Consider the following 11,526-nt stretch of genomic DNA (forward strand, 5'->3'; position numbering starts at 1 on the left):
CGCCTTCGGCGAGGTTCGGCACGCGCTGCAACGGAAGCTGGGTGCCGTCATGCGTTACCGTGACGTGAAGACGCGGCCCGATCAGATCGAACGAGGAGGTCGCAGCTTGCGCCGGTGATGCTGGCGCCAGGCCCATCAGGCCGGCGAGACATAACAAAGGAAAAGCCCGCAAAACGTTCTCCGCACCTGTCAATCGCTCGCGGTCATGCCGCCAGCCTGTGTCCGCAATGCGGCGGGAACGCCGTGCGATGCTCGGACAAGAACCATCGGTACCGCCGTGGGTTGCGCAGGCACCCTCAGCAGCGCCGCTCGCGCCTGTTCCAGTTGGGGATCACGCGCACCCGGCGCTTGCCCCAATAGCTCAGATCCATGAAGACGCTGACACGCGCGCCTTTCTTGGAATAGATCATCTGGTCGCCGTGGTCGCCCGTGGCGGTGTTGCAGCTCACCCAGCCCTGTTTTTCCAGCACGTCGGTGATCGCGTAGACGGCGTATTGATCCTGGTCGTGCCACAAGGTCACCAGCCCGAAGCCGCCGCTGCCGTCGCCCCCGGCAAGGTCGACGGCGGCTTCATACGGCCCGGTGCCCTCGAACATCACCCTGTGCTTGCGGCACCGCATGCTGATCCCGTCGGCTTGCAGGCAATCGACGAAGCCGGCGCGTTTCGCATCGGCAAGGCTGCCGGCGACGGGCAGGCCGCCGAACATCAACGTCGCCGGCGGGGGGCGATGTGGGCCGCCACAGCCGGCCAGCAGGAGGAGCGCCAGCCACCAGCCATTACGTGCCATCGAACAATCGCCTCGCAAGCGGATCAAGCGGTCGCAGCATAATATGCACCGCGCCGACGTGCCACCGATTACGCGCCGATGCCGGTCAGGCCGCCGCGAGCGCCGCGAGCGCGCCCAGCGCAGTTGAGAAATAATCTCCCCCGCGCGCGCTCCGCGGCCTTCGGCCGAGCGTGATGTCGACCACCGCCATCCCCCCGTCCGACAGCGCATACGGCGCCTGCGCGCCGCTGACGACATCGATCCAGGCGGGGATCGGCACGTGCCGCGTCAGGCAGTCGCTCCAGAAGTCGCGGAACGGCGCCAGCGCGGCGCGGCGCTTGCCCCAGGCGAGGTAGAGCGGAACGCGCACCGCGTCGAAGCCGAATTGCGGCGCTTTTCCGCGCGCCGGGCGCACGCCTGCGGAATCGATCTCGATCCAGTCGGTGATGAGCTTGTGCGTGCCGAAACGGGCTTCGGCGAGAATCCGTTCCCCGTCACTCAGCACCGCGCCCCACGCCCCCGCGCCATCGGCGGCGAGAAACGCGTCGAGCGCGGGCCAGATGTAATAGGACGGGTTGAGCGTCAGCAACCCCGGCGTCTCGAACCCCTGGATGCCCGGCAACAGCACCGTCCGCGTGCCGATCTGCCGGATCAGATGCTTGCGGATCGCACCCCGGATCGCGGCGGATTGCAGGCCATATTCCGCCACCTTCCAGCGAAGCGACGCGCGCAGCAGCGCCCAGGCGATCAGGATATCGCCGTCGCTCGCGTCATTGGGGTCGGCGACCGGGTTCGCCGCCGCAGGGTCGAACCGCCACGAAAACAGCCGGACATCGGTGCGCGACAGCGCGTGGCTCGTCCAGGTCCACATCCGGTCGAACCCGGCCCTGTCGCCGGCCGCCTCGGCGAGCAACATGCCATAGCCCTGCCCTTCGCTATGGCTGATGCCGCCATTGCCGGTGTCGACGATCCGCCCGTCAGGCGAGAGGAACCGCGCCGAAAAGGCGGCCCACGGTCCGCCGACGCGGGGCGGCGGCGGCGGGCTGGCGGCGGCGCATCCGCCCGGCAACAAACCTGCCAGCACCAACCCGCCGATGAAGCTGCGACGATCCTGTGGCATGGTCATGCTCCGTGCCGGAATTCGAAGGTGAAGCCGTCGTTCGACACGATCGTCGTGTGCAGTTTGGGGCCGCTGCCCAGCGACCGCAGCCACGCATCATAGGCACCTTGCAGGACGCGCGGCAGCACCGCCCGCCACGTGCCCTCCTGCTCAAGCCCGTCGACCGGAAGCAGGCGGTGGCGGATATGGATACCATCCTTCGCTACCGACAGCCGCACCGTCCCCAGCCCGAGCGGCTGGAACACGTCGTTCAGTTCGGCTTCGACCGCTTCGAGGTTGCCGGTGGGCTGCAACGGATAGCGCGCCGCCAGTTGGAAGCCGATCGAATGGTGGAAGGCGAGTTCCTCGTCGGGCTGCGCGGTCTCGCGCACTTCCGTCAGCAGCAATTCGAGCAGAAGGCTGGTCACGTTGGTGGGCGCGCGCGGGGTCGAATGGTCCATCATGCCCTCATTTTCCGGAGCCGCTCAGCGATTGGCGGATGCTCAACAACGTCTGAAACTCGTTGTAGACGCCAAAGCTGTTATACTTCACCTCGCCGCCGATCTCGGTCGCCGCGCCGACCCGGTAGGAACCCGAGGCGGACCCCGCGAAGGCGAAGCCGCTCTTGCTCAGGCTGTCGTAGCTGGAGCGCACGTCAGTGTTCTTGATCTTCTGCGCATCGAGTTGCGCCTGCGCGGCGGGCAGCGTCGGATACACCGGCACCGCGTCCTGCTGGTAGCTCTGGAACCCCGGCGAGAAATCCGCGCCGGCTTTCCAATTGCCCTTCTCGGTGCGGTAATGCAGCGGGAAGGCGACCGCGACGAAGCTCTGCGGGCTGAAATAGCCGCCATGCCCGTAGGAGAAGTAGTTCTGGTTGTTGTCGAACGTCTGGTAATTGAGGTTGGCGCCCCCGGTCACGCTCGTCGTGCCCTGCCGGTAGATGTTGATATAGCCGCCGATATTCCCTTCGAACGCACGGTTGGACCGCACGTTGACGCCGTCGTAGCGATGGTAGCCGCCATCCGCGTAGATGCCGCTGCCGTTGTTGTCGAAGGAGAAGGATCCGCCGCCGCCGCTGCGCATCACCGATCCCCACGGCAGGCCGCTGACCGGATCGATCGTGCCGGCATAGGAGAGCAGGCTGTCGGTCACCGCGCGACGCTCGCCGTGGATGCCGACGGTGACATGGTCGCCCAGCTTGGGCGTGAAGCTCGCGCCGCCCTCGACGTTGGTCTTCTGGAAGCCCATCGGCGTTGCGCCGACATCCGCCTTGAGCGCGCCCACCGTGAGCGCGATCGACGCGGCGACGCCGGCATCATGCTGCGAATTGGCGGGCGTGAGCTGCGAGACGGCCTTGTCGACGATGCCGGTCGCCTCGGCGGTCGGGTTGGTGCCGAAGCGTGCTAGGCCGGAGCGGGTCATGTTGCCCGCGTCGAGCACGACCGGCGAAGCCGAAACGCTGACCTTGGCGTTGCCGATATGCGCGGCAGCCGTCACGGTCGCGCCGATCTGGTTGAGCTTGCTCAGCCCTGCCTCGCCCGATCGGTTGCGGTAGCTGGTGCTCGCGTCCAGCGTCGGCCCGGCCTCACCGGCCAGCGCGGAGATCTCGCGATCGATCCGCGCCAGCGTCGGGTCGGCGGACGCGCCCGCGCGTGCGGCCGAGGACTGCCCGAACGGATTGGCCGCACCGAACCCGCCGCCGCCACCCATCGGCGGCAACGGCGCACCGACCGGCGTGAACCGGTTACCACCGCCGATGCCGCTCGGTCGCGCGGACAGCGCGAACGGATTGGCCGGGGCCGCCGCCATCCCGCCAGCGAACGGATTGCCGCTGGCATTGGCGAAGGGGTTGCCGCCTTCGAACGGCGCGCCGGCCGCCAGCCCGGCCTCGCCGCCGCTCAGCGCGCGCGCCTGCTTGAGATATTTGAGCGCCGCGCCCTTGTGCCCGCGCGCCTGCTCGACTCGCGCCGCCGACAGATAGACGTCGGCATTGCGTGGCGCGATCGTCAGCGCGCGCTCGATCGCCTGTTCCGCCCCGTCATAATCGCGCGCCGCCGCCGCCGCTTCGGCAAAGCCTGAGAGCGCGCCGACATCGTCGGCCTTCTGCGCGATCAGCATCGCATAGACCTGCTGCGCCTGCCCCGGCATCCCGCCGTTCTGGTACAAACGGGCGAGCGCGCCGAGGATATCATGGTCCTGCGGCGCGGTCGCATAGGCGGTCCGCAGCACGTCGAACGCCGCTGCATTCTGCCCGGCCAGCCGCATCCGGTCCGCCTGATTGGCGGCCAGCACCGCATTGAGCCGCGACACCGCACCGCTGTCGCCCGAATTGCCAAATCGCGCGATCAGCGTCGTCGCCTCGATCTCCTGCCCGCTGCGCGCGAGCACGCCCACCACCGATTGATAGTCGCTCGGCTCCGCCAGCGGCATCGCCGCGGCACGCTGCGCCAGCGCCTGCGCGCCCGCTTCGTCACCCATCGACATCAGCAGATCGGCGACCGCGCCCAACGTCCGCACCGATACCTGCGGCCCGGCGGCGAGCGCACGCGCACCCGCCAGCGCGCCGCCGATATTGCCCTGCGCCTGCAACGTCTTGATGCGGTCGATCGCCTGGCCCATCTTCATCGTGATCGCGAACTGGCGCATTTCCGGCGTCATCTGCTCGGCCGGAATCTGCGCCATCCGCGCCGCCGCCGTCATCGGCGAACCGACATGATCGAAGAACAACGCACCCGCGTACAACGCCTCGGCCGTGTTCATCGAGGAGAGCGGCGCGATCACCGCCGCCGCGTCACCCTGATGTCCCTGATCGGCGAGGAAGATCGCATATTGATAACGGACCCACGGATCGGACGGATCGGCCGCGACCGCCGTCTGGAACGCCTGCACCGCGCCGGTCAGATCGCCCGTCGCGGCAAGCTGCTGCGCCTGTGCGCGCGCCGCCTGGGCGCGAAGCGCACCGCTGCTCGACGCCCCCGCCGCGCCCGCCTGCGCATAGGCCGTGGCGGCCTCGCCATTGCGCCCCTGACGCGAGAGGATCTCGCCGAGCAGCAGGTTGGCGCTGTCACGATCCTTGAAGTCGGACGTCGCCAGCCGCCGCGCGATCTGCTCGGCCTGATCGACCTGCCCCGCCTTCAGCGCCGCCCGCGCGTCGTCCATGTCGCCGTAGAATTGCGCCGCCGCCAGCGCCGTCGCCCACTTGCCCGCATTGCCGCCCGCCGATGCGCGGGTGAGCAGGTCGCGCGCCTCGGCAAACTTCTTGGTGCGCAAACGCACCAGCCCCAGCCCGCCGAGCGCATCGCGGTCCGCCGGCTGCGCCTTGAGCGCCGCCGCGAACCGCGCCGCCGCCACATCGAGCTTGCCACTGTTGAGCGCGGCGAAACCGGCCGCACGCGCATCGCCACCGCCGTCCCTCGGCTTTGCCCGCACCGGCGCCTGTGCGGCCCGCGCAGGCGCCGGTGCGGCAGCCGCCGGCGTCGCAACCGGCTTCGCAACCGGCTTGGCGGGCGCTTTCGGCGGGCCCGGGCGCGAGAGCGCCGCGCGCGCCTCCGCGTTGCTCGGGTCAATCGCCAGCACGCGGTTCAGCGCGTTGCGGGCAAGATCGCCACGCCCCTTGGCGTTCCAATAGCGCGCCTGGCTGAGCAACGTGTCGATCGCCGACGGGGCGGCCTGGACGGGCGCCGCGTTCGCGGCGATCGCCATGCACAACGCGATCTTCAGAACAGTACGCGAAGCCATTACGGTCACTCCTTGATGCCGGCGAGCCGGCGGCGCTTCTGCGCCTTCAGGATCAGATAGAGCGGCAGCGACAGCAGCAGCGCCGCCAACACGCCGGAGAGCGCGAGCAGCATCGGGTGCTGGCTCAGCCAGAAGCCGATGCGCAGCCACCACGGCAGCACGCCGCTCCAATATACGCCGCCGACGCGGAAGCTCGCGATCCGGTCGCCGCTGAACAAGGCGAGATCGCCCTGCATCTGCGCGTTGATGTCACGATCGGCGAGGCCGTTGACGAGGTCGGGCAGCGCATCGGGTTGGGTCGCCAGCACCGCGACGACGCTGTGGTCGGGGTCGAACGGCGAGTGGAAGCTGGTCACACCCTGGAAGCCACTGGTGGAGAGCAGCGCCTGATCGACGTTGGCCGGCATCGCCTCGGCATAGGGGCTGAAATAGTCCCACGCGCGGCTGATCGCCGAACGCTGCGCCACTTCGATACGGCCGCCGCTCCAATGCACCGGCGCACCTTCGAACAGATTGCCGACGTTCAGCCGCGCCGGGCTGCCGATGACGAGGATGTCGTGCCCGCTCAGGTCATCGCCGTCGATGCTGCGTACCACCGTCAGCCGCGTCGGCGCGACTCCGGTGGCGTCGCCGAACCGGCCCATCAGCGCGAGGAACGTCTCGACCTCGCTCGCGGTCGGGCTGGCCGGCATCACGACGACGGTCTCGCCGAGATCGGGCGTGCGCGTGAACGGGAAGCCCGCGCCGGCGAACAGCGCGAGGTTCGGCATCAGCGCCGCGTGCTGCACGCCGGTCAGGTCGATCGTGCTGGTCGGATCGATGCCGACCTGAACATTGGTCGGCAACGTGCCCGAGCAGCGCTTCTTGTCGGCGACCTGAAGGTCGTAATAGAGCGAGATCTGGTTCTGCCCGAACAGCGCATAGCCCGGCAGGATGGCGTTACCCGTGTCGTGCCGCGATGTCGTGCCGCCCGCGCCCCACATCCGCCCCCACCAGTTCGCCTCGGCGAGCCGGAAGGTCTTGAGATATTGGCCGTTGAGCGACAGATCGAGCCGCGAGCGCTGGCGGTCGAGCCACGGTGCGACCGGATAGGTATAGCCGATGTTGAGCCGTGCGCCGGTGCGCGGCCAGTAGAACAGATCGGGCGCGAGCCGGAAATCGGCGGTGAGCGGCCCCGGCGGCAGCCCCTGCCCTTGCAGGCTGTGCGGCCGGACGATCTCACCAAGCTGCACGGCGCGGTCGGTGCGCAGCCAGCGCGGCGCGCCGTAGCGGTCGGTCACGGGCACGCGCGCGCCGCTGACCGACGCGGACGCGCCGCTCAGCGCGCCGCCGCCGGTCGCCGCGACATTGGCGGCGAGCTTCAATTCACGGTCGTCGCGGCCCATCACCAGCAGCAGTGATCCGAACGGGTCGCGCGGATTGGCGACGATGGCGAGTGTCGGCCCGTCGATCTGCGGCATGGCGATGCCCGGAACGCCGCGGTTCGGCGTCAGGAACACCACCGCATTGCCCACCGGCAGCGTGCCCGCCACCGGCTTGAACTGGAAGCTGCGATAGCTCGCCTCGGCGCCCAGCCACCCGGCGATCGCGGCTGCGGACTGGAGTTCGGCGTTGGTCGGCGATCCGGCGAAGACGAACGGAAGCTTGAGCGCCTGAGTCTGCGACCGGTCGAACAGCGGCGCGGGCAACATCGACAGATCGCGCCGCGCCGGCAGTTTCTGCACGGTCAGGTCGAGTGCCGATCGCGTGTTGCTGATGTTCGCCCACAACGTGCTGTTGAGCGGGTCTTCGCAATCGCGCGCATAATGGCCGACGAGGCGCAGGTTGATCTGGTTGTCGCCGGCGGTGAACAGCGCCGGCTCGATCGGGATGGTGATGGCGATGCCGTTCGCGGTTTCGGTCGGCAGCGCGATGCTGCGTACCACTTCGCCGTTCACCAGCACGACGAGCTGGCTGAGATCACCCAGCAGCGCCGGCGAATAGGCGAAGTTGAGCGTCAATTGCGCGGTGGAAACCACCTCGTCGTGGCGCAGGCCGAACGGAATACCGACTTCGCCTTGCGTGCCCTGCAAGCGAATTCGGCTCTGGACGCGCAAGTCCTTGAGCGTGAAGTGCAACGCATGGCTGCCCGGCGCCTCGGCAACTTCGGCGGCGGCCGCAGCGGCCTGCGCCTGCACCGGCATGCTCGCCGCGTTGGCCACGCCGCCGAGGATGCCGAGCGCCAGCGCGATCAGGAACATGGTTATCATCACGGAGGTGATCGCGCTGACGAGCTGGCGGGGATTGCGTACCGATCCGCCACCTGCGACCAGCGTGGAGGCGGAAATTCTCGCGATATCCTTCATCGATTCGAAACTCGTTTCGGTCTTGTGCCGGGTGGTGTGTTGCCAGGCGTCGGCGCGGCCCATCAGCGCTTCGGACAGGCGGCGTTCCTCGTCGATCGCCAGCGCGGGAAAGCGCACGCGCGCAATCCCGCCTGCGACCTTGATCGTCTCGACCGGCACCGTGAAGGCACGCTGCCCGATCTGGAATCCGACGTCGGTCACGGTCCGCCCGGTCACGTCGAAGCGTTCCGGCGCGCGAATGGCGAGGCCGCTCATCGATACGTTGATGGTGGTCGCATCGACGACATAGCCATCGTCGAGATAGAGCGACACCGGGAGCGCCGCTTCGAACCGCACCGCGTCGCGCGTCTGCCGCGTCTCGCGGCCGACCGAAATCGCCGAGACGAGGATCAGCAGGTTGAACATCGTCCACGCCGTATTGAGCAGCAGCGTGCCGAGTTGCACGTTGAAGGTCTGCGGGAACATCAGCTTCACGAAGCCGATCGCGATGCCCAGGATCAACAGCCCCGCGCAGATCATGTGCGGGCGCAGCGTCTGGTAATCGAAGAACCCCTTCTCCAGCGTCGCGCCCTTGTCGGTGACGTTGAACTTGCCCTTGTGGGGGTTGAACAGCGTCAGCACCGTCGGCTTGGCGAGGTGGAAGGCGAGCAGGGTCTCGTAGATCTCGCCCCAGAACGGCCGCCGCTCGGAACCTTGGAGGCGCTCGCTCGACTTGGTCGAGGTGAACAGATGCGGCACCGCATAGGCGAAGATCATCGCCGCCGATGCGTGAATCACGTTCTGCCCGGCGATCAGATAGGCGAGCGGCGAGGTTAGGAAGATGATGCGCGGCAGCGGAAACTGGAAGTGCAGCATCGCGTTCAGGTAACAAAGCCGCTGCGGCAGGTTCAGCCCGCGCCCGAGCATCGGGTTGTCGATGCGGAAGATCTGCGTCATGCCGCGCGCCCAGCGGATGCGCTGGCCGATGTGCAGCACCAGCCGCTCGGTGGCCAGGCCGGCGGAAAGCCGCGCGTTGATATAGGCGGTGTTCCAGCCCATCCGTTGCAGCTTGAGCGCGGTATGCGCGTCCTCGGTCACGGTCTCGCCCGCGAAGCCGTTGGTCTGTTCGAGCGCCTCGCGGCGAATGATCGCGCACGATCCGCAGAAGAAGGTCGCGTTCCACAGGTCGTTGCCGCTCTGCACCGCGCCGTAGAACAATTCGCCCTCACCCGGCATGTCGCCGACCGCGGTCACGTTGCGCTGAACCGGATCGGGCGAGTAGAAATGGTGCGGCGTCTGGAGCACGGCGAGCTTGGGGTCTTGCTGGAACCAGCCGACCGTGACCTGAAGGAACGCGCGGGTCGGCACGTGATCGCAGTCGAACACGCAGATCAGGTCGCCGTCGGTGCGCTTCATCGCGGCGTTGAGATTGCCCGCCTTGGCGTGCAGGTTGTCCGATCGGGTCAGATACCCGCAGCCGGCCTCGCGTGCGAAGTCGCGGAATTCGGGGCGGCGGCCATCGTCGAGGATGAACACGCGGAACCGGTCGGGCGGATAATCCATCGCCATCGCCGCGAACACCGTGGTCCGCACGATGCTGAGGCTCTCGTTATAGGTCGGGACGTACACGTCCACGCTCGGGAACCGGCGCGGCTCGCCCTTCAACGCCACCAGCGGGCGGTCGAGCGGGAAGCCGGTCTGGACCAGACCGAGGATCAGGATCAGCCAGGCGTAGAGTTCGGCGATATACAGCGGCAGTCCGAGAGCGAACTCGAAAGGCGTTCCGAACTCCAGCGTCGCGGTGGTCCGCCACCACATATAGCGAGTCGAGACCAGCGCCGAGATCAGGCAGATCGCCAGCGTCATCTGCCGACCCTTGATACGGTTGATGACGAGCACCGCCGCGATCATGGCGAGCGCGAACATCCATTGCTCGCGCAGGTCGAGCGGCACCACGACCGCACAGATCACGATCGGCGCCGCGACGATCGCGATCAGCCATGCAACACCGCGCGGTAACCCGGCGCTGGGGATCGCGTCCGGCGCGGCGACAGCGGCAGTGTTCATGCGATACCGCGCTGGGGCTGCGTGGCATCGTCGCGGTCGGCGACCAGCCGTTCGGCGACGGCGCGGAAGTCGCCGAGTGCGGCGCTCGCCGGTGCGAAGCTCGCCAGCGTCTCCATCATCGCGAGCGCCTCGCCGACCGCCTCATCGCGCCGGATCGTACCAAACAGGCGATCGCCGAGCAGACCGCGCAGCATCGCCGCAATGTCGCGGCCGAGCCGCAACCGGTCGTCGACTCGGTTGAGCAGGAAGAACGTCCGGTCGTCGCGCGTCGGCTGCGCATCGCGGTACACAAGCGGCAGCGCCGCCAGCGTCGCCGGGTCCGGCGTCAGCACGCACAGCCGCAGCGCGGCGGCCGGCAGCAGCAGGTCGAGCGTCCGCCGGTCGCCCGCGGCGACATCGACGACCACCACACTGTCCTCGCCATCATGCGATTCGATCGTCGCCAGGATCTCGGCGGGCGACCGGTCTGACCCGGGCGAAACCATGTGGACTCCGGCGATCACCACCGTCGCCCCGCCATCGATCTGCCCGACCGCGCCGGACCCGTCGCCCAGGCACAGCGCCAGCGCGCCCTGCCCGGTCAGATCGATCGCGGTCACCGAAACGCCGCGCTCGGCGAGGACCAGCGCGATATTGGCGGCGACGGTCGATGTGCCGACGCCGCCCTTGGGGGACTGGAAAAGCAGGATCATCGCCGCTCTACTCCGAAAGGCGGCGAAGCAGGCCGCGAATGTCGTCGGTTGGTTCCTCGGGCGCGGGCGCGACGGGCGCCTGCGCCTCGCCATAGCGGCGGAACAATTTGCCGGGGCCACCGACGCGGCGATCGGCGCCGGACCACTCCTGCGCAGGCGCGGCGCGATCCGCGGCCGGCGACCGTCGCTGCGCGCCGGGCAGGCGCGCCAGCGCGGGATTGGCATGGATCAGCCGGAAGATCGGCCAGTAGCCCGGCGTCTCCGTTTTTTCCGAGAACACCCGATATTCGAGGTCAGGCTGACCGAGCTGGTCGAGCAATCTACGCACATCATCGGTCATGTCATGCCCCCCTGCTCGGTGTTCTCCGGCACCTCATACACACCATACCTTGGTTAACGAAGGATGGAGATTCCCCAACAATCGGAAATATCATCAAAAAACCATTCGCAACGACCGGATATTCCGCCGCCAACTCCCGCGAACGCGCCCCGCCGCCCGCCGTCCCGGCTCCGCAAAAAAGTTGATGACACCGGTGCCAAAATATGAAATCTAACACCCACAACAGCAAAAACGACGCAACCGCCGCGATCGTTCGGATGAGGATGCACAGGGGTTCAACGCGGCTTCGCAGCGCCGCCCGCGACATCTGCATGTCTCCACCGACGATCGCCGCGATGAGGAAGGGGACATATCGTGAAGATGCCGCTCGAAAACAGCCCGCCCGCCGCGACCGTCAGCGCCGATGACACCGTTCACCCAAGAAGCCCGCGCCACACCATCTGACCCGAACACACCATTCAGAACGCCGGACAGACGTCGAGCCCATCGACCACGGCGA

8 protein-coding genes (1 of these 8 cut by a window edge) are annotated in these 11,526 nt (G+C 68.0%); all 8 read right to left on the reverse strand.

The window, feature by feature from the left end:
- Positions 1-136: the 5' portion of a hypothetical protein gene (locus J0A91_RS16490; RefSeq protein WP_069205807.1), read on the reverse strand. The gene continues 2,210 nt to the left of window position 1, outside the view; only the first 136 of its 2,346 coding nucleotides appear in the window; the start codon lies at positions 134-136; the stop codon falls past the left edge of the window.
- Between the two features lie 160 nt (positions 137-296).
- On the reverse strand, positions 297-788 hold the full coding sequence (locus J0A91_RS16495) for a hypothetical protein (protein ID WP_069205808.1): 492 nt from the start codon (positions 786-788) through the stop codon (positions 297-299).
- Between the two features lie 85 nt (positions 789-873).
- On the reverse strand, positions 874-1,887 hold the full coding sequence (locus J0A91_RS16500; protein WP_069207416.1) for a family 8 glycosyl hydrolase: 1,014 nt from the start codon (positions 1,885-1,887) through the stop codon (positions 874-876).
- Positions 1,888-1,889: 2 nt separating this feature from the next.
- The gene (gene bcsD, locus J0A91_RS16505) at positions 1,890-2,327 is read right to left on the reverse strand and encodes a cellulose biosynthesis protein BcsD (RefSeq protein ID WP_069205809.1); all 438 of its coding nucleotides are present in this window, start codon (positions 2,325-2,327) and stop codon (positions 1,890-1,892) included.
- Between the two features lie 7 nt (positions 2,328-2,334).
- Positions 2,335-5,604 carry a cellulose biosynthesis protein BcsC gene (locus J0A91_RS16510; RefSeq protein ID WP_069205810.1) on the reverse strand — a complete coding sequence of 1,090 codons (3,270 nt, stop codon included), beginning with the start codon at positions 5,602-5,604 and terminating at the stop codon, positions 2,335-2,337.
- 5 nt (positions 5,605-5,609) lie between these two features.
- Positions 5,610-9,995, reverse strand: a complete 4,386-nt coding sequence (gene bcsA / locus J0A91_RS16515; protein ID WP_083224732.1) for a UDP-forming cellulose synthase catalytic subunit — start codon at positions 9,993-9,995, stop codon at positions 5,610-5,612.
- Positions 9,992-10,687, reverse strand: a complete 696-nt coding sequence (locus J0A91_RS16520; protein WP_069205811.1) for a cellulose synthase operon protein YhjQ/BcsQ — start codon at positions 10,685-10,687, stop codon at positions 9,992-9,994. The genes bcsA and J0A91_RS16520 overlap by 4 nt, the downstream gene beginning before the upstream one ends.
- 7 nt (positions 10,688-10,694) lie before the next feature.
- A complete protein-coding gene (locus J0A91_RS16525) occupies positions 10,695-11,027 on the reverse strand; it encodes a hypothetical protein (protein ID WP_069205812.1) in 333 nt (110 codons plus the stop codon).
- Positions 11,028-11,526: the final 499 nt, after the last annotated feature.

Source organism: Sphingomonas panacis (genome assembly GCF_001717955.1).
Lineage (GTDB): Bacteria > Pseudomonadota > Alphaproteobacteria > Sphingomonadales > Sphingomonadaceae > Sphingomonas > Sphingomonas panacis.

Bases quoted from the DNA above. Each gene is read 5' to 3' on its own strand.
- J0A91_RS16495 (WP_069205808.1), bottom strand. From the start codon at position 788: ATGGCACGTAATGGCTGGTGGCTGGCGCTCCTCCTGCTGGCCGGCTGT.
- J0A91_RS16500 (WP_069207416.1), bottom strand. From the start codon at position 1,887: ATGCCACAGGATCGTCGCAGCTTCATCGGCGGGTTGGTGCTGGCAGGT.
- bcsD (WP_069205809.1), bottom strand. From the start codon at position 2,327: ATGGACCATTCGACCCCGCGCGCGCCCACCAACGTGACCAGCCTTCTG.
- J0A91_RS16510 (WP_069205810.1), bottom strand. From the start codon at position 5,604: ATGGCTTCGCGTACTGTTCTGAAGATCGCGTTGTGCATGGCGATCGCC.
- bcsA (WP_083224732.1), bottom strand. From the start codon at position 9,995: ATGAACACTGCCGCTGTCGCCGCGCCGGACGCGATCCCCAGCGCCGGG.
- J0A91_RS16520 (WP_069205811.1), bottom strand. From the start codon at position 10,687: ATGATCCTGCTTTTCCAGTCCCCCAAGGGCGGCGTCGGCACATCGACC.
- J0A91_RS16525 (WP_069205812.1), bottom strand. From the start codon at position 11,027: ATGACCGATGATGTGCGTAGATTGCTCGACCAGCTCGGTCAGCCTGAC.